The following is a 16,778-nucleotide window of genomic DNA, read 5'->3' as shown; positions in this document are numbered from 1 at the left end:
GCGATACGCGATGAGCAGCCACTCCGCCAACGATCTGTGGCACGGCGCCACCCGTGTGGTACGTGCCGGTCTTCCCGATAAGCAGGCCGGCACGCCGTATCTCCCCGGCCCCGTCTTTGCCGCGCCGTATCACGCGCCCGGTGATCCGTCGCTGTCGGCGTACACGTACGGGCGCTTCCACAATCCCTCGTGGACCCATTACGAAGCGGCGCTCGCTGAACTCGAGGGCGGGCCGTGTCTACTCTTTCCGAGCGGCATGGCCGCAACCGCGGCGGTGCTGGCCACGATGGCAACGCCTGGCAGCACGGTCGTGATGCCGTCGGACTCGTACTACACCACGCGCGTGATCGCCACGCAGGAATTCGACGGCGCCTGGTTCGCCGCGCAGCACATCACCGTGGTGCAGGCGCCGTCGCGTGGCGATGCGCTGCTGCGCGCGCTCGACGAGCATGCCGATCGTGGGGTGTCGCTGCTCTGGCTGGAGTCGCCGACCAATCCGGCGCTCGATGTGTGCGACATCGCCCAGCTCAGCGCGCGCGCGCATGAGATCGGGGCGCTCGTGGCCGTCGACAACACCACCGTCACGCCGCTGTTGCAGCAGCCACTCGCGCTCGGGGCCGACCTGTGCGTGGTGTCCGACACGAAAGCCATGACGGGACACGCCGATCTGGTGCTCGGTCATGTGGCGGCACGCGATCCGGCGCTGATCGAACGCCTGCGTCTCTGGCGTACGCGGATGGGGGTAATCGCGGGACCGATGGAGGCATGGCTCGCGCACCGGTCGCTCGCCACGTTGCATGTGCGGCTCATGCAGCAGTGTCGCTCGGCGATGGCGGTGGCGGAGTTTCTGGCGCAGTGCGATGGCGTGCGCGGGGTTCGGTATCCCGGCCTGCCCGGCGATCCGTCGCATGCCGTCGCCACGAAGCAGATGCGCGCGTACGGCGGCGTGTTGAGCTTCGAGCTCGCATCGGCGGCGGCAGTCGAACGTTTCTTCGCGAAGTCGCAGCTGATCTACGAGGCCACCTCGTTCGGTGGCGTGCACACGAGTGCCGAGCGACGCGCCCGATGGGGTGGTGACGTGGTACCGGAAGGCTTCGTGCGCATGAGCATCGGCCTCGAGGACGTGGACGACCTCATGGCCGACATTGCCGCGGCACTCACCTGAGCCTGTGGGGAGCAGCATGGATCGTCGCAACTTTCTGAGTGTGGCCGGAACGGCGGCCGCCGGCACGATGCTCACGCCGGCGGAGGTCGTCGCCGCGCCCGGTGCACCCGCAACACCGCCGCCGATCGCGCCCTTCGCATTCGAAGAGGCCACGGTCGCCGATCTCACGCGGCGGATGCGGGCGGGCACCCTCACCTCGCGCGCGCTCACGGCGGCCTATCTCGCGCGCATCGCGGCCATCGACGCCGCAGGGCCGCGGCTGCGGTCGGTGATCGAGGTGAACCCCGATGCACTGGCCATCGCGGCCGAGCGCGATCGCGAACGGCGCGCCGGCACCATTCGCGGGCCGTTGCACGGCATCCCGGTGCTGGTGAAGGACAACCTCGACACCGCCGACCGCATGCAGACCACGGCGGGGTCGCTGGCGCTGGTGGGGAAGCCGGCCCTGCGCGACGCTACGGTGGTGACCAAGTTGCGCGACGCGGGGGCGGTGCTCCTCGGCAAGACCAATCTCAGCGAGTGGGCCAACTTCCGCAGCACGCGCTCCACCAGCGGATGGAGCGGCCGCGGCGGACAGACGCGCCATCCCTACGTGACCGATCGCAATCCCTGCGGCTCGAGCAGCGGGACGGGCACGGCGATCTCCGCGAACCTCGCGGTCCTGGGGATCGGCACGGAAACCGATGGGTCGATCATCTGCCCGAGCAGCATCTGCGGGCTGGTGGGGCTCAAGCCCACCGTGGGATTGGTGAGCCGCGCGGGGATCATTCCCATCTCCGCCACGCAGGATACCGCCGGCCCGATGACGCGGACCGTGGCCGACGCCGCGCTCCTGCTGCAGGTCATTCGCGGCAGTGATCCGCGCGATCCCGTCACGGCGAACGCCACCGGCCAGGTCGACGACTATCTCGCAGCGCTTCGCCCGCAGGCGCTCGAGGGGGCGCGCATCGGCGTTGCCCGCAACATGGCGGGGTTTCATCCCGCCGTCGACGCTGCCTTCGATCGCGCCGTCGACGTGCTGCGCGCCGCGGGGGCCACGGTGATCGATCCGTGCAACGTGCCCACGGTGGGGAAGTACGATGCGGACGAACTCACGGTGCTGCTGTACGAGTTCAAGGACGGGCTCAATGCGTATCTCGCGTCGCGCGGGGACAGTGTGATGTACCGCACGCTCGATGAGCTCATCGCATACAACACGGCCAACGCCGTCACCGAGATGCCGTGGTTTGCGCAGGAGCTTTTCGAGCAGGCGCAGGCCAAGGGGGCCCTGACAGACGCGGCGTATACCGAGGCGTTGGCGCGCTGCCGCACGCTGTCGCGCACCGAGGGACTCGATGCGCTCTTCCGCGACCATCGGCTCGATGCCGTGGTGGCCCCTTCCAATGGCCCCTCGTGGCCGATCGACTGGGTGAACGGCGATCGCTACAGCGGCGGCAATTCCAGCGTGGCGGCCGTGGCCGGCTATCCGTCGCTCACGGTGCCGATGGCGTTCGTGAGCGAGTTGCCGCTGGGGCTTTCGTTCATCGGGACGGCGTACACGGAGGCTCAGTTGCTGGGACTTGGTTACGCGTTCGAACAGAAGACCAAGGCACGACGTGCGCCGCGCCTGTTGCGTACGATCGCCTGATGCCTCACGTCGTTCCGCCCTTCATTTTGCAACACAGGGATACCGATGGCTGAGAACGAGTCCGAATCACGCGGTGGCCCGCCGCCGGCGGCGATCGGCAGCGTGCTGTTTGCCGCGGTGATCGGCGTGGCGGCGTGGTACTGGTTCGGAAAGGCGGCTGACAAGGGCGTGGAGCGTCTCGCCCGCCTCGACACGATGCGCGTGCTGTGTGAGGGCTTCTATGCACAGGCACGTGATCGCATGGATACCATGCGGGTGGACCGTGCACTGCTCCCCGACACCATCGATGCCGGTTCGAAGGATGCCTTTGATCGGTGCGGCGATCTGCGCGCGCAGTCGGTCCCGAACGAACTGCCCAATGCGCGTGAGCTCAATGGCCAGGAGATGCCGCGCGGGCTGCGGTGACGCAGGCGCTGGCCACGCTCCGCACGGCCCGAGGTCGCCTAGGCGGCTGGTACGTGGGACCGGGCCCGCCGCGGTGGGACAAAGCGGATGCAACTCCGGGCACGTCACTGGCGTTGTTCTCGCATGTCACAGTTTGTCGCCATCGTGCCCGTGCTGCGGGTGACCGATGTGGAGCGCAGCATCGTGTGGTATCGCGAGATCCTCGGCTTCGCATCCGACCCGTTTCCCGCCGTACCTCCCTACGAATTCTGCATCCTACGCCGGGATGCGACCGAACTGATGCTGCGCCGTTGTGCGGAGCCGGTGGTGCGTTCCCGGCGCTCCTACGACTGGGACGTGTACATCCGGCTCGCCGGTGACGAGCTGGTGACCTTGCTCGACCGGGCGCGTAAGCGCACCCCGCTGGTCCGAGGTCCCGAACTCATGCCGTATGGCCAGGTGGAGTTCGAGCTGGAGGATCCCGACGGCTATCGCGTGTGTGTGGCCGAGGTCGTGAGCGATACCCGGGGTTTCCCGCGCGCGGAAGCCTGACGCTGGTCGCGCCTGGCTCAGACGGGTGTGTCGAGCAGTTCGAGGGTGGCTGCGGTGAGATAGCGAAGGCCCACGTCGAGCGAGCGCTCGTCGATCTGGAAGCGCGGGTGATGATGGGGGAAGGTGATGCCCGCCGACTCGTTGCCCGCCCCGACGAAGGCGAAGACGCCTGGCGCCTTCTGCTGGTAGGCCGAGAAATCCTCGCCGCCCATGGTGGGACGAAGCGGGATGAGGGTGTCCTGGTCGAAGGTGCGCTCGACGACCTGCGAGAGGCGTGCGGCGAGCGAGGGGTCGTTGACCACGGGACGGTAGCCCAGTTCGTAGCTGAACGCGTAGCTCGCGCCGAAGGCGGCGGTGATTCCCTGAATGACGCGTTCCATCTGCGCGGGCACCGAGCGCCGGAGGTCCGCATCGAAGGTGCGCACGGTGCCACCGATGAATGCGGTGCTGGGGATGACGTTGTTGGTGGTGCCGGCGATGAACTGCGTGACTGAGAGTACGACAGGGTCGAGCGGATCCACGCCGCGGGAGACCACCTGCTGCAGCGCGGTCACGATCTGCGCCCCAATAGCGATGGGGTCGATCGTTTCATGCGGTGCCGCGGCATGTCCACCGCGACCGATGATCTGGCACTGAAAGGTGTCCGGTGACGCCATGGCCGGACCGCTGACGATGCCGATGCGGCCGAAGGGCATGGGTGCCCAGAGATGGAGCCCGATCACGTGGGCCACCCCATCCATCACCCCACGCTGCACCAGTTCTTCCGCGCCACCTGGCAGCTGCTCCTCGGCGTGCTGGAAGATGAAGCGCACCGTCCCGCCGAGTCGATCCCGATGCGCCGCGAGGAGCGTGGCCAGCCCCAGCACGATCGCGGTGTGCCCGTCATGTCCGCAGGCGTGCATGGCCCCTTCACGCGTGCTCCGGTAGTCGACGTCGTTCTCCTCGAGAATGGGAAGGGCGTCGATGTCGGCGCGGACGGCGATCGTCGGGCCGGGGGAGGCGCCCACGAGGATTGCCATGACGCTCGTGGCGGTGGGGCGGGAGACCTGCAGTCCGTCGATCGCGCGCAGCGTGTCGACGATGAACTGCGACGTGGCGACTTCCTCGAAGGCCACCTCGGGGTGGCGGTGCAGGTGGCGGCGCCAGGCCACGACCTGGGGCGCGAGGGAGGCCGCGGCCTCGAGCACACTCGCCGTATCGAGCGGCGATGGGGAAAGCGGGGTGTCCTGCGACGTGGCCATGCGAACCGACCGGAACGGGTGTAACCGGGATGCCATCTTCCGCGTACGTTGCAGTATGCCTCTGAGACAGCCCCCCACGCCACCCGCCTCGCCCGCCCCACCCGGGCCCGCCGTCGCCGCCGACGTGGGCACGGGCCAGCCAATTAGCCTCGCCCGCCCGATGACGGCGGCCGACGTGGACGCACTGAAGGCCAAGCGTGCGGAGCTGTCCCGCCAGATTTCGAGTGCGCAGAGCCGCCGTGAGGATGTGGTGCGCGATTTACGGCGTGCCGACGGGGCGGGGCGTGTGGGGCTGGAGCAGCGACTGCGTGTGCTGGACGAGCGGATCGTACAGCTGGAGCGGGACATCGCCGAAAACGGGCGGGCCCTCGCGGCGGCGCCGCTCGAACTGGCCTCGGAGGAAGCCGCGCAGGAGGCTGTGCGCTACGGGGTGTTTTCGTCCGGACAGCTTACCGCGATCTCCATTGTGGGGACCCTCGCCGTTGCGATGCCGCTCGCGTTGGCGGCCGCGCGGGCGATGCTCATGCGGGCGCGTCAGCCGAAGATCACGCCGGAGCTGCTCGAGGCCACACGCCGCATGGAGCGGATGGAGCAGGCGATCGATGCCGTGGCGGTGGAGGTCGAGCGCATCAGCGAGGGGCAGCGCTTCGTCACGCAACTGATGGCGGCGAAGGAGAAGGACGGGGCGCGGATCGGCAGCGGGAGCGGAGCCGCTTCGTGAATGCCACACTCCCCGCGGGGCACGAATCTCTCGTGCGCCGCGGGGAGTGTCGGACCTCGGGTACGTGAGGTCCGGATGTGCCGGTCTACGCGATCACACCGGGAACAGCATCTCGCGGTAGCGCGGCAACGGCCACTGATCGTCGGCAATCGCGAGTTCCAGCGCGTCGCTCGCGTCGCGGACGTCGGCCATCGTGTCGCACGCCGTGCTGGTGAGGTACACACCCTGCGCCGCGAGGTCGTCGTGCATGTGCTCGGCCTTCGCCGTGACTTTCGCGAGTTCGGCGCGCTTCTTCTGCAGCGTGGCGATCAGCTTCGACACGGCGTTGGCCGCATCGACGATCGGCTGCATGTTGATCCCGGCCGTGGCGCCCTGCCCGGCAGCGCCCGCGAGCTGACCCATGTAGGCGTACGAGGCGGGCAGCACCTGCGTATCCACGATCTGCTGCAGCGTGTGCAGTTCGATGAGGATGTCCTTCACGTAGCGCTCGAGACGCACGTGGTAGCGGCTCTCGAGCTCGACCTGCGTGAGGATGCCGGTGTTCTCGAAGAGTGTCTTGGCCGACCCGCCGAGCAGCTGCGCGAGCGCCTCGGGGGTGCGCCGCAGGTTGAGTAGACCGCGCTTGTTGGCTTCGACCACCCACTCGTCGGAGTAGTTGTTGCCTTCGAAGCGCACGGCTGCCGTTTCCTTGAACGCCTTGCGCACGACGGTGAACGCCGCGTCGTCGGTGCTCTTGGCCGTCGTGATCTCCTTCTTCAGCTCTTCGGTGATCTCGCCGATCGCTTCCGCGACGGCGGCCTGCAGCAGCATCACCGGGAACGCGATGCTCTGCGAAGCCCCCACGGCCCGGAACTCGAACTTGGCACCGGTGAAGGCGAACGGCGACGTGCGGTTGCGGTCGGTGTTGTCCTGCTCGACTTCGGGCAGCTTGGCCACACCCAGCTTGAGCATCGCCTGTTCGGCGTTGGTCGGCGACGTCTTGCCGGCGGCAATGTCTTCGACCACCTGCGTGAGGCCACTGCCGAGGAAGGCCGAGATGATGGCGGGCGGCGCTTCGTTGGCGCCGAGGCGGTGCTCATTGCCCGTGACGGCGATCCCCGCGCGCAGCAGGCCGGCGTGCTTGTGCACGCCCTTCAGCACCGCGGCGAGGAAGAGGAGGAAGCGGATGTTCTGGTGCGGCGTCTTGCCCGGCTTCAGCAGGTTGGTGCCGTCGAGCGCGTTGTCGGCGACGATGGCCATGGACCAGTTGCAGTGCTTGCCCGAGCCGTTGATGCCGGCGAACGGCTTCTCGTGCACGAGCGCCTGCAGGCCGTGGCGCAGCGAGACCTTGCGGAGAATCGCCATGACCAGGTGGTTGTGGTCGACGGCGACTTCGCTGTCCTCGAAGTACGGCGCCATTTCGAACTGCGAGGGCGCGACTTCGTTGTGACGCGTGGTGATCGGCACGCCGAGCTTGTAGAGCTCCTGCTCCACTTCGCTGATGCACGCCTGCACGCGCTCGGGGATACCACCGAAGTAGTGGTCTTCGAGCTGCTGGCCGCGCGGCGGCGCCGCGCCCACGAGCGTGCGGCCGGCCATCACGAGGTCGGGGCGCAGCGCGAAGTGGCTGCGGTCGATCATGAAGAATTCCTGCTCCACGCCAAGCGTGGTGATCACGCGCAGTACACCGGTGTCGCCGATGAGGCTGAGCAGCTCGGTGGCGCGCGTCGACAGGACGTCGCAGCTGCGCAGGAGCGGGGTCATCTCGTCGAGCGCTTCCCCGTTGTAGCCGATGAACACCGACGGGATGCAGAGGTACTTCACGCCACCCGTTTCGCTGATGAACACCGGCGAGGCCGGGTTCCACGCGGTGTAGCCACGCGCTTCCCAGGTGGCACGGAGGCCGCCCGAGGGGAACGACGAGGCGTCGGGTTCGGACTGAATGAGCTGCTCACCCGTGAACGTCTCGATCGCGAGCCCGTTCTCGTCGAAGGTGAGGAAGGCGTCGTGCTTTTCGGCGGTCAGTCCCGTCTGCGGCTGGAACCAGTGCGTGAAGTGCGTCACGCCGCGGGAGATCGCCCACTCCTTGATGACCTGCGCCACGACGGGCGCGATGTCGGAGTCGAGCTTCTTTCCGAGGCGGATGGAGGCCGCGAGCTTCTTGTACACATCCTTCGGCAGCTTCGCGCGCATCTGGCGGATGCCGAACGTGTTGCAGCCGAACCACGCGCTCGTCGGGAGCTGGACGCCGTTCTCCTCGGGGCGCGAGGTGTGACGCGGCGCGCGGTGCGAGATCTCGCGGATCGCCAGGATGCGCGAGTTGTTGTTGTTGGCCATGGACGGGGCTCGAAGAGAGTTCAGGCAGCCCAGGTGATCCGAGTGCTGCCGGTATTCTGCAAATGATGCAGAAATATTGTTGCGACTGGCCTCTTTACCAACCCATTTGGGGTGTTTTCGGGCCGCAGGCGTGCATGGCAAGCAGAAAACCGAGCGCACTGGCAAAAAATCAGAAAAATACCGAAGAAATACCGAAGAAATAACAGGACCCGGTCGTCGCTCCTCTGCCGCGGCTGGTGTGACCGGCGGCACCGTGTGGTGCTATTCTCCGGCATGCCACGTCGATTGCTCTCCCTGCTGCTGCCGGTGCTGTTGATTGCCGCCTGCAGCGACGCCCCGCCCCCGGAGAAGGCGCCCGTCGCCTACCGCCCCCCCGTCCCGCGGCCGCCCACGCCGAGCGACTCGGCCTGTCCGCGTGATGGCCTCTGGCGCGCCTGTCATCTCGAGGATCGCATCAACAAGGCGGGGATGGGGATTAAGGTGCTCGACACGATCACCGTCCCGTACTTCGAAGCGACGGGCACGCGCTACCGTATCGGCAAGACCGCGAAGCTGGTGACGTTCTACTTCGCCGATTCGCTGGCCGGCGCGAACGCGACCGGGACGCTCGACAAGCTGCGGCTCACGCCCCCCGGTGACACGATTGGGAAGTGGCCGACGGCGCCGTTCGAGGCAATCCGGACCGCCAACATGATTGCGGTGCTGTTCGAGGTGAACGCGGCGCAGGCGGAACGCGTGCGGTTGGCCCTCACCGCGGGCGCCCCGCAGCCCTACAGTGCGCAGCCGCAGGTTCTGCCCCCGGCCACCGTGCGGTGAGTCGTTTCTTCCGCGTGGTGCTCTGGTGTCTGGCGACGAGCACCGGTGCCGTGCCAGCCGTCCGGGCGCTGGGCGCGCAGAGCACGGCGCAGGGTACGGTGCAGGACACGATGCGGGCAGCGCCGGCGGACAGTGTGCGGCCTGCGCAGGTGTTGCACCTACCGAAGCATCTGCCGGTGCGGGCGGTCGGCGCCTGGCGGGCGGCCACGTGGACGCAGCTCCTCGGCATGCCCCACGAGTGGCCGCGCACGTGGCGCGGCTACGGCGCGCGGCTGGGCGATCAGGCCGGCTTCGCAGTAGCGGAAGAGTCGCTGCGGGCGGGCCTGCACGCGGTCGTGCCCTGGCGTGACCTCACCGGACCCTGTGTCGGCGCCGAACCCACCCGCGCCTGGGGAGCTCGGAGCCTGGCGGCGGCACGCTGTGGCGTGGTCCGTACGTTCGTCGCGCAGAACGCGGCCGGTGACCGCCGGGTGCACGTGCCGCAGCTGGGGGCGATCGTGGGGGCCACCGCACTCAGTCTGGCGTGGCGCCCCGAGCGGTCGCGCGCGCCGAAGGGGCGGCGGTTCCTGCTCACCCGCGCCGGCATTACGACCGGCGCGACGGCGATGGCGAGGGCGGTGCAGGGGTGGCGGGGCCGGTAGAGTGCTCCGCCGTGGCGCCAAGGGCGTCCGCCGTCCACGTGATGGCGTTGGTGTAGTACTCGCCAAGCCTGGCGGGATCCACCCCCATGTCCTTCGCGATCTCCTGTGCGTTCTCGAACAGCCCCAGCTCGTACGACTCAGCGACGTTGATCGCGTCGGCATAGGGACCGGTGCGGTGCCGTAGCGCGTCGCTGGCCTCGGGACTGAGCGCCGCGCGCTCGAGGATTTCGCTGAGCGGCATGCGGAACACCGCATCGAGGAGCGAGAAGAGCCCCACGAGAAACAGCGTGCCCGCCTCGCGCCCGGCGCCCGTGAGCTGCTCGCACAGGCGACCACGTTCGACCGCCTGACGCACCAGCTCGTAGTCCATGCCGTTCGTGCTCTTGCGCGCGGCTGCGATGGCCACGGCGAGCCAGCGCAGGAAGGTCTGGCGGCCGATGATCCGGAGTGCCTGGCCGATCGATGCCACACCGCGTCCGCCGAAAGCCGCCGCGTTGACGAGGCGAAGCAGCTGGAAGGTGAGCCCTGGGTCCGTGGCGATCACGTCTTCGAGCTGGCCATCGGTAATCGTCGGGTCGCGCGCGAGCCCCATGAGCCGAATGGCGGCGACGGTGCTCTGCGGGAGGTCGGCCGCGGGGAGCGGCTCGGGGCGACTGAAGAACGTGCCCTGAAATCCGTCGAACCCACGTTCGAGGGTGGCCTCGTACTGCTCGAGCTCTTCGACGTGCGCCGCCACGAGCCTCGGGCCGTCCTTGCCGGCGCCGCGCGTGAGGCGGTCGCACATCGTGTTGATCGCGGCGGCGTCACCGCTGCGCGCGTCCACGCGCACCCAGGTACACTGTGGCAGCCAGACCTCGGCTGGTACCGGGTCGGCTCCCACGTCGTCGAGCGCGAGACTCGCGCCGGCCTCCGCCAGCCGCTGCACCGCCTCGCTGGTGGCGTCGTCCTTGGTGAGCGAGGGGGGAAGCATGATGATGACCGCTCCCGGTTCTCCGACCAGAAAGGCGTCGGACAGGATCTGTTCGCGCGTGGCGGCGACGAAGGCCGGCATGCGATTGCGGATCAGGTCGAAGGTCCCACTCAGGACGCTCTGCGTGAAGGAACCGGGTCCGTCGCTGTCACGAAACCGGATTTCGTAACCGATGAGCGAGCCGGTTCCACCGAAGACGGGTTGGCGGACGAGCGCGAAGTCGGACATGGATCGGGCGATAACGTGGTGCAACGGGATGCAAGGGGTGGCGCAGACCGGCACGTCCTGACGAGCTTCAATCGAGCCGGACACCACCCGGGGCACGGCGTACGCGGTGAGCGCTCGCCGCGCAGGACTGCCCCGTCATTGTAGTATCGTCTTCGATTCTCCCGAGATGAGTCTTTCGACCCTCGACGGATCCCTGCACCGCGGGTGCGGGGGCCGGTATGCCCTCAACACGGAAACGGTCACCATGCGCTTGAGCGGCATGGCGGCCGAGGTAACCCGTGAGTTCTACCGGTGCGAGAAGTGCGGCCACGAGCAGCGCACGATCGAGCAGCGGGATACCGCCGAAAAGGCGGCGACAGAACAGATCCGCGCCGAGCACGACCTGCTGGCTCCGAAAGCCATCAAGCAGCTCCGCGAGAGCCTGGGGCTGACGGTGGCACAGTTTGCCGACCTGATCTACGGCACCCCCAAGGGGATCGTGGACGGTTGGGAGAAGGGCAAATACCTGCAGAACCGTGAAGCCGACGAGATGATCCGGGGGCTGACGGATCGGGAGACGCTGGAGCGGCGCGCGGCCAAAGCGGGGGTGACGTTGCCGGTGCTCGAGGGGGCCGCTGGGGTGTCGGCCGCCGCCGTGGAGCAGGCGCCCGCGTGAAGGCGGCGGAGCGCACGGCGTTGCTGGCCACTCTGGCCGCCCGCTTTGCGGCGCACATGACCCGGCACCAGGACATAAGCTGGGCCGATGTGCAGGCGACCCTCGAGGCGAAGCCCGCCGCGCTCGCTGCCTTGAAGAAGATGGAGGAGACCGGCGGCGAACCCGATGTGATCGGCACCGACGCGAATGGCGCCGTCCTATTCTGCGACTGTGCGGCGGAAAGTCCGGCCGGGCGCCGCAGCCTGTGTTATGACCGCGAGGCGCTCGATGCGCGCAAGGAAGCCAAGCCGGCCGGCAGTGCGATGGAGATGGCGCAGGACATCGGCGGCGAGCTGTTGACGGAGGCGGACTATGCGCTGCTGCAGAGCGTTGGCGCGTTCGATCTCAAGACGTCCAGTTGGCTCCAGACGCCGGCCGATGTGCGTGCGCGTGGCGGTGCCCTGTTTGGCGACCGACGCTACGGGCGCGTCTTCACGTACCACAACGGCGTGCAGTCGTACTATGCCGTGCGTGGATTTCGGGTGCTGGTGCGCGTTTAGGGTGCCAGGGGTGCACGACGGCGCTGCAAGTGTGCGTCGAGCGTCGCATCGCGGTTGTATATGTCTGGCCGGAACTGCAGCGTGCCGTCATCGTCCATGAAGGCCGTGGCGTAGGTAATGCGGACGGGGATCGGGTCGTGCAGCATCACGACCGAGCGCTCTCCCGTTGCAATGGCGGAGTCGAGCGCCGCCCGTGACCACCGCTGGCGAGCCAACAGCAGTTCAGCCATCTCGTGTGGACGTTGCACGCGGATGCAGCCGTGCGAGTAGGCCCGGTCAGGTCGGTCGAACAGTGCCTTGGCCGGCGTGTCGTGCATGTACACGTTGAACCGATTCGGAAACATGAAGGCGATCTGGCCAAGGGCATTCCAGGGCCCTGGCCGCTGCTGGATGCCGTCGGCCACGCGCACCATGTGATTCCGTTCCAGATACGACGCATCACGCTGAACTGCGGGCCAGATCTCCTTCGCCGCGATGCTCGGGGGCACATTCCACGCGGGATTGAGCACGAGGTGCGTGAGCGTGCCGGTAAACATCGGGGTCTTGTGGGTGGCCGTCCCGATGACCACGCGTGTCGAGAAGATCGTCCGACCGGCGTTCAGCACGAAGGCCCGTTGATCGGCCAGGTTTACCGTGATCCACCATCCCGTATCGATCGGCGGCAGCCATCGGACCCGCTCCATCCCCAGCTCCACCTGCCGTATGCGGGTCGTGATCGGCACGTTCATCGCCGCACGCGTGACCGGACCGAACACGGAGTCGGCCATCAACCCATGGCGTTCCTGGAAACGCGCTACGGCGGTGGCGAGGCGCTGGTCGAATGCCGAGGTGTCGCCGAAAGCCGACGCGAGATCGCCACGTTGCGTGAGGCTCGCTCGGAGTAGCGCCACGCGTTCGCCCGTGGCGCCTACCCGCAGCGTGGGGCCGTGCGTCACGTTTTCCCACGGTGTGGTCCGCGAGATCCGACGAAGCATCGCGAGCGCTTCGCGAAGCCGTACGTAGCCGACTCCGGTCGGCGTCACCTCGAGCAGCGCCTGCCCGGCATCTGCGGCGCGGCTCCACGCCGTCAGGAGTGAATCGGCGGGGAAGGGCCGACGTGGATACGCGCTGCTGCGCTGTACCTGCCCCGGTACGGTGAGCCCCCAGCCAAGATCTTCGGCAAATCGCAGCGCGATGAACGACAGCCACACGTCGGCGTGGGCATGCGCTGCGTTCGTGCGTGACGACGCGCGCGCCTCGATGGTCGGCGCGCGGTACATGCCGGTGTCCAGCCCGTCGGTCGCCGCTCCCGCGATTGCCCGCTGCAGTTGCAGGCCACGGCCGCTCCACCCTGCTGAATCCGTCCACGCGGGTGCGAGTCCGCGGTTGGCGTAGAAGCGCCGCACCCCGCGGACGAGTTGCGCATCGTGATCACTGTGTACGCGCGCCGTGAGCGCACGCAGGGCGATGTCGATGTCGTTCTCGACGGGCGGCGGCAGCGCACCGAGCGTTATGCACAACGCGCTTGCCATCAACCTGGTGCGGGCACCAGTACGGAGGTCCATGGTGGAAATGTACGGGTGCCCGTGCCGCCTGCTGTTGCGGTTTCCCTCCCGGTGTGTCGTCGTTTCCCTGAGAGGGAGCCGAGCTGTAGGCTCCGCCCTTACCCGAACACCAATCCGCCGTCCACGATCAGGTTTTGCCCGGTTACGGCGCGCGCCCACGGACTTGCGAAGAAGACGACCGTATCCGCGAGTTCCTCAGGGGTGGTAACGCGCCGGAGCGGCGTGTTGGCGGCGATGAGGTCAAAGACGGCATCCGGCGTCGCCGCACTGGCGTCGGTGGTGCGGAGCAATCCACCGGATACCATGTTCACCGTGATGCCCTGCGGGCCGAGCTCCGCTGCCGCCGTTCGTGTGAGCGCGAGCAGCGCCGACTTGGCCGCAGTGTAATCGTGATAGGGCACGACAGGGTTCTGCACCAGGTTGCTACCGATCGTGACCACACGACCAAATCCCTGGGCGGTCATGTCTGGCACGGCCTGTTGGAGCAGCAGTAATGCACCCACGCAGGCGGTGTCGGTCTGGCCACGCAGGCGCTCGGGGGTCAGCGTGGCAATGGTGTCGCGGGCGTCGCCGTTAAAGCGATAATCGGTGAGGGCATTGTGTACGAGCGTGGTCACCGGTCCCATGGTGCGGCGTACTACTTCGAACATGCGCTGCACCTGGTCCGCGTCGCGCACGTCGGCCTGAATGGCGACGGCGCGCGGCCCCAGCTGTGCCGCGAGCAACTCGGCCTGCTCGCGGCTGGCCCGATAGTTGACGACCACCTGTGCACCTTCGCGCGCAAACGCCACGGCGATGGCCGCGCCGAGGCCGCGCCCGGCGCCGGAGACGAGGACGATCTGTTCGGAGAGAGGACGGGTCATGTCAGGCGTGCCAGAGTTCATGGAAGTGATGCGTAGGACCGTGGCCATGGCCGACGGTCAGGCGGTGGGCGGCGGCGATCGCGCCGGTCACGTACTGCTTGGCAGCGCGTACCGCGTGATCGATCGTGTGGCCGTGGGCCAGTTCGGCGGCGATGGCGGCCGACAGTGTGCAGCCCGTGCCGTGGGTGTTGGTCGTCGCGATGCGCGCCGTCTCGAACCAGTGCACGCCGTCTGCCATGACGAGACAGTCGGGGCTTGCCTCATCCGCCAGATGGCCGCCCTTGATCAGCACGGCCAACGGCCCGAGACGCTGCAGGGCAGTGGCCTGTGCCAGCATGTCGTCGCGGGTTCCGGCCACCGGCAGGTCGAGCAGTCTCGCCGCCTCCGGCAGATTGGGCGTGACGAGCGTGGCCAATGGCAGCAGCCGTTCGCGCACGGCGTTCACGGCATCGTCGTGCAGGAGTGAGGCACCACCCTTGGCGACCATGACGGGGTCGAGTACGACGGGCGCCTGGTTTCGGGCCGAGAGGGCATCGGCGACCGCCATCGCAATGTCTGCCGTGGCGATCATGCCGATCTTCACGGCATCTACGCGCACATCGTCGAAGAGCGTGGTGAGCTGCTGATGCACAAGGTCCGGCGGTACGAGATGCACGGCCGATACCCCGCAGGTGTTCTGGGCGGTGAGGGCGGTGATGGCGGCCATGCCGTACGCGCGGCGGGCGCTGAAGGCCTTGAGATCGGCCTGGATGCCGGCGCCGCCAGAGGGATCCGATCCGGCGATGGCCAACACATTGGGAATGTGCGACGGTGTCGTCATGTGGGTCGCCACGTGGTACGAGGAGAGGATGACTGCGTGCGCGTACGCATGACCAGGTCCGCGAGGGTCCGAGCCGCCCGTCCTGGATGCGGTTGACCGCAGATCGCCGAAATCACGGCGAGGCCATCGACGCCCGACGCGAGCACGTCGGCGCCGTTGGCGAGTTGGACGCCGCCGATCGCGACCGACGGCAGCGTGGTGGCGGTACGCGCCGCCGCGAGGCCGTGCAGGCCAAGCGCTTCGGCGTGATCGGGCTTGGTCGTCGTGGGGAAGACCGGTCCCAGCCCCACATAGTCCACCACGTGCGGATCTGCGGCAGCCGCGTGGGCGACGGTCTCACAGGACCAGCCCACGATCATCGTGGGGCCTACGCGCGCGCGCACCTCGTGGGGGCGCATATCCGACTGGCCCACGTGCACGCCGTGCGCTCCGATGGCCATCGCCGCGTCGATGTCGTCGTTCACGATGAGCGGCACGCCGCTGCCGTCGAGCAGCTGGAGTAGCGCGCGTCCCATCTCGATGCGCGCGGCGGTGGTGACAAGCTTGTCGCGCAGCTGCACCATCGTCACGCCTCCCTGCACGGCGGCGTGCACGGTGTCGAGCACGCCGGCTGCCGCACAGAGGTCGGGGTCGGTGACGAGGTACAGTCGCAGCTGCTCGCGGATCAGCTCCATGTCACACGCGGCGTACGCGTGAGGTCGTCCGGTGTGACGGCGGCGAGTGCGTCGAGGAAGCGCCAGCCGAACGATCCGGGGCCTTCTGCCTCGCGTTCGGCGCGTTCCCCCGCCTCGGCGAACAGCACCAGCGCGGCGATGGCCGCATCCATGGGGGCAGCCACGGCGGCGAATGATCCCATAAGGCAGGTGAGGGAGCAGCCCAGTGCGGTCACGCGCGGCATGAGCGGTGAGCCACCACGGATCGTGGCGAGGCGCGTCCCGTCGGTGACCAGATCGACGGTGCCGGTGACGGCCACGACGCCACCCGTGTCGCGGGCCAGCTGTCGTGCCGCCGGTTCAGCGGCCATCACGGGGTCTGCGGCATCGACGCCACGGGCGGTGGTATCGCCGCCGGCGAGCGCGAGAATCTCACTGGCGTTGCCACGCAGGATCGTGGGGCGATGTGCCAGCAGGTCGCGTGTGACGCCGGCGCGGTACGACGAGGCGAAGTGCGCCACCGGGTCGAGTACCCAGGGCGTGCCCACCGCATTGGCAGCTTGCACAGCGGACAGCATTCCCGCGGCCCACGCCGGCGACAGCGTGCCGATGTTGATGGTCACGGCGCGCGCGATGCGCGCGAAGTCTCCGCTTTCTTCGGCGGTGTGCACCATGGCCGGCGCGGCGCCTGCAGCCAACAGGGTGTTGGCGGCAATGTTCATTGCCACGTAGTTGGTGATGCACTGCGTAAGCGGTGCGGCGGCCCGGAGGCTGGTGAGTGCCTCTGCCGGTGATGCGGCCGGTCGCGTCATGAGCTCCTCCGCCAGGCGCAGCGGGAGTCGACAGGATCTTCGGACTGGGAGCCCGACGAACGGCCGCGACTCCCTACGCCAGCATGATCTGGGTCAGGTTCAAAGGGTGCTTCTCAGCCCCGCCGCAGCGGGACGCCCCTGTCGTTGGCGGCAATTTAGTGTGCGGCAGCCGAAAAGGGGGCCCCACGAAACTCGCTGCCCCACGCTGCCGTTGGGACGCCCACGTCTGCA

The 16,778-nt window shown here is 68.1% G+C and carries 17 protein-coding genes and 1 riboswitch; of the genes, 9 read left to right on the top strand and 8 right to left on the bottom strand.

The window, feature by feature from the left end:
- Positions 1 to 10 precede the first annotated feature (10 nt).
- From ACIQ51_RS00605 to ACIQ51_RS00590, 4 genes are all read left to right on the top strand, one after another.
- A complete protein-coding gene (locus ACIQ51_RS00605) occupies positions 11 to 1,165 on the top strand; it encodes a cystathionine gamma-lyase (protein ID WP_396203053.1) in 1,155 nt (384 codons plus the stop codon).
- Between the two features lie 16 nt (positions 1,166 to 1,181).
- Positions 1,182 to 2,792 carry an amidase gene (locus tag ACIQ51_RS00600; protein ID WP_396203052.1) on the top strand — a complete coding sequence of 537 codons (1,611 nt, stop codon included), beginning with the start codon at positions 1,182 to 1,184 and terminating at the stop codon, positions 2,790 to 2,792.
- Between the two features lie 45 nt (positions 2,793 to 2,837).
- Positions 2,838 to 3,197 carry a hypothetical protein gene (locus ACIQ51_RS00595; RefSeq protein WP_396203051.1) on the top strand — a complete coding sequence of 120 codons (360 nt, stop codon included), beginning with the start codon at positions 2,838 to 2,840 and terminating at the stop codon, positions 3,195 to 3,197.
- A gap of 123 nt (positions 3,198 to 3,320) precedes the next feature.
- Positions 3,321 to 3,728, top strand: a complete 408-nt coding sequence (locus tag ACIQ51_RS00590) for a hypothetical protein (protein WP_396203050.1) — start codon at positions 3,321 to 3,323, stop codon at positions 3,726 to 3,728.
- 17 nt (positions 3,729 to 3,745) lie between these two features.
- Here the strand turns inward: ACIQ51_RS00590 and ACIQ51_RS00585 are convergent, their stop codons facing one another.
- On the bottom strand, positions 3,746 to 4,969 hold the full coding sequence (locus ACIQ51_RS00585) for an amidohydrolase (RefSeq protein WP_396203049.1): 1,224 nt from the start codon (positions 4,967 to 4,969) through the stop codon (positions 3,746 to 3,748).
- 55 nt (positions 4,970 to 5,024) lie between these two features.
- Between ACIQ51_RS00585 and ACIQ51_RS00580 the strand changes: the two genes are divergently transcribed.
- Positions 5,025 to 5,690 (top strand): hypothetical protein, encoded by a 666-nt coding sequence (locus ACIQ51_RS00580; protein WP_396203048.1) that lies wholly within the window; start codon positions 5,025 to 5,027, stop codon positions 5,688 to 5,690.
- A 93-nt stretch (positions 5,691 to 5,783) separates the two neighbouring features.
- Here ACIQ51_RS00580 and ACIQ51_RS00575 read toward each other — a convergent pair whose 3' ends face one another.
- Complete coding sequence (locus ACIQ51_RS00575) at positions 5,784 to 8,006, bottom strand: glutamine synthetase III (RefSeq protein ID WP_396203047.1); 2,223 nt, start codon at positions 8,004 to 8,006, stop codon at positions 5,784 to 5,786.
- 273 nt (positions 8,007 to 8,279) lie between these two features.
- Here ACIQ51_RS00575 and ACIQ51_RS00570 point away from each other — a divergent pair, with 273 nt between their 5' ends.
- Positions 8,280 to 8,822: a hypothetical protein gene (locus ACIQ51_RS00570; protein ID WP_396203046.1), complete on the top strand. Its 543-nt coding sequence runs from the start codon at positions 8,280 to 8,282 to the stop codon at positions 8,820 to 8,822.
- Positions 8,819 to 9,463: a hypothetical protein gene (locus ACIQ51_RS00565; RefSeq protein ID WP_396203045.1), complete on the top strand. Its 645-nt coding sequence runs from the start codon at positions 8,819 to 8,821 to the stop codon at positions 9,461 to 9,463. Before ACIQ51_RS00570 ends, ACIQ51_RS00565 begins: the two co-directional genes overlap by 4 nt.
- Here the strand turns inward: ACIQ51_RS00565 and ACIQ51_RS00560 are convergent.
- Positions 9,408 to 10,661, bottom strand: coding sequence for an EAL and HDOD domain-containing protein (locus ACIQ51_RS00560; protein ID WP_396203044.1), 1,254 nt, complete (start codon positions 10,659 to 10,661; stop codon positions 9,408 to 9,410). The genes ACIQ51_RS00565 and ACIQ51_RS00560 overlap by 56 nt on opposite strands.
- 166 nt (positions 10,662 to 10,827) lie before the next feature.
- Here ACIQ51_RS00560 and ACIQ51_RS00555 point away from each other — a divergent pair, with 166 nt between their 5' ends.
- On the top strand, positions 10,828 to 11,316 hold the full coding sequence (locus ACIQ51_RS00555) for a hypothetical protein (protein WP_396203043.1): 489 nt from the start codon (positions 10,828 to 10,830) through the stop codon (positions 11,314 to 11,316).
- A complete protein-coding gene (locus ACIQ51_RS00550; protein WP_396203042.1) occupies positions 11,313 to 11,855 on the top strand; it encodes a DUF4256 domain-containing protein in 543 nt (180 codons plus the stop codon). The genes ACIQ51_RS00555 and ACIQ51_RS00550 overlap by 4 nt, the downstream gene beginning before the upstream one ends.
- Here ACIQ51_RS00550 and ACIQ51_RS00545 read toward each other — a convergent pair.
- The 5 genes from ACIQ51_RS00545 to thiM form a co-directional block, all read right to left on the bottom strand.
- Entirely contained in the window at positions 11,852 to 13,399 is a 1,548-nt protein-coding gene (locus ACIQ51_RS00545) for a murein L,D-transpeptidase (RefSeq protein WP_396203041.1), read from the bottom strand. The genes ACIQ51_RS00550 and ACIQ51_RS00545 overlap by 4 nt on opposite strands.
- 98 nt (positions 13,400 to 13,497) lie before the next feature.
- Positions 13,498 to 14,262, bottom strand: a complete 765-nt coding sequence (locus tag ACIQ51_RS00540) for a 3-oxoacyl-ACP reductase (protein WP_396203040.1) — start codon at positions 14,260 to 14,262, stop codon at positions 13,498 to 13,500.
- 1 nt (position 14,263) lies between these two features.
- Positions 14,264 to 15,082, bottom strand: coding sequence for a bifunctional hydroxymethylpyrimidine kinase/phosphomethylpyrimidine kinase (gene thiD / locus ACIQ51_RS00535; protein ID WP_396203039.1), 819 nt, complete (start codon positions 15,080 to 15,082; stop codon positions 14,264 to 14,266).
- Positions 15,079 to 15,756, bottom strand: a complete 678-nt coding sequence (gene thiE / locus ACIQ51_RS00530; protein WP_396203038.1) for a thiamine phosphate synthase — start codon at positions 15,754 to 15,756, stop codon at positions 15,079 to 15,081. Before thiE ends, thiD begins: the two co-directional genes overlap by 4 nt.
- Entirely contained in the window at positions 15,747 to 16,547 is an 801-nt protein-coding gene (gene thiM, locus ACIQ51_RS00525) for a hydroxyethylthiazole kinase (RefSeq protein WP_396203037.1), read from the bottom strand. Before thiM ends, thiE begins: the two co-directional genes overlap by 10 nt.
- Positions 16,548 to 16,600: 53 nt before the next feature.
- A riboswitch (TPP riboswitch) is annotated at positions 16,601 to 16,697 on the bottom strand.
- Positions 16,698 to 16,778 lie beyond the last annotated feature (81 nt).

The organism is Gemmatimonas sp. (assembly GCF_044344655.1).
Taxonomy (GTDB): Bacteria; Gemmatimonadota; Gemmatimonadetes; order Gemmatimonadales; family Gemmatimonadaceae; genus Gemmatimonas.
The sequence above is the reverse complement of the archived record's forward strand: the minus strand, read 5'-3'. Positions and strand labels throughout refer to the sequence as shown.

Coding starts and splice junctions, on each gene's coding strand:
- ACIQ51_RS00605 (WP_396203053.1), top strand. CDS start 11: ATGAGCAGCCACTCCGCCAACGATCTGTGGCACGGCGCCACCCGTGTG.
- ACIQ51_RS00600 (WP_396203052.1), top strand. CDS start 1,182: ATGGATCGTCGCAACTTTCTGAGTGTGGCCGGAACGGCGGCCGCCGGC.
- ACIQ51_RS00595 (WP_396203051.1), top strand. CDS start 2,838: ATGGCTGAGAACGAGTCCGAATCACGCGGTGGCCCGCCGCCGGCGGCG.
- ACIQ51_RS00590 (WP_396203050.1), top strand. CDS start 3,321: ATGTCACAGTTTGTCGCCATCGTGCCCGTGCTGCGGGTGACCGATGTG.
- ACIQ51_RS00585 (WP_396203049.1), bottom strand. CDS start 4,969: ATGGCCACGTCGCAGGACACCCCGCTTTCCCCATCGCCGCTCGATACG.
- ACIQ51_RS00580 (WP_396203048.1), top strand. CDS start 5,025: ATGCCTCTGAGACAGCCCCCCACGCCACCCGCCTCGCCCGCCCCACCC.
- ACIQ51_RS00575 (WP_396203047.1), bottom strand. CDS start 8,006: ATGGCCAACAACAACAACTCGCGCATCCTGGCGATCCGCGAGATCTCG.
- ACIQ51_RS00570 (WP_396203046.1), top strand. CDS start 8,280: ATGCCACGTCGATTGCTCTCCCTGCTGCTGCCGGTGCTGTTGATTGCC.
- ACIQ51_RS00560 (WP_396203044.1), bottom strand. CDS start 10,661: ATGTCCGACTTCGCGCTCGTCCGCCAACCCGTCTTCGGTGGAACCGGC.
- ACIQ51_RS00555 (WP_396203043.1), top strand. CDS start 10,828: ATGAGTCTTTCGACCCTCGACGGATCCCTGCACCGCGGGTGCGGGGGC.
- ACIQ51_RS00545 (WP_396203041.1), bottom strand. CDS start 13,399: ATGGACCTCCGTACTGGTGCCCGCACCAGGTTGATGGCAAGCGCGTTG.
- ACIQ51_RS00540 (WP_396203040.1), bottom strand. CDS start 14,262: ATGACCCGTCCTCTCTCCGAACAGATCGTCCTCGTCTCCGGCGCCGGG.
- thiD (WP_396203039.1), bottom strand. CDS start 15,082: ATGACGACACCGTCGCACATTCCCAATGTGTTGGCCATCGCCGGATCG.
- thiE (WP_396203038.1), bottom strand. CDS start 15,756: ATGGAGCTGATCCGCGAGCAGCTGCGACTGTACCTCGTCACCGACCCC.
- thiM (WP_396203037.1), bottom strand. CDS start 16,547: ATGACGCGACCGGCCGCATCACCGGCAGAGGCACTCACCAGCCTCCGG.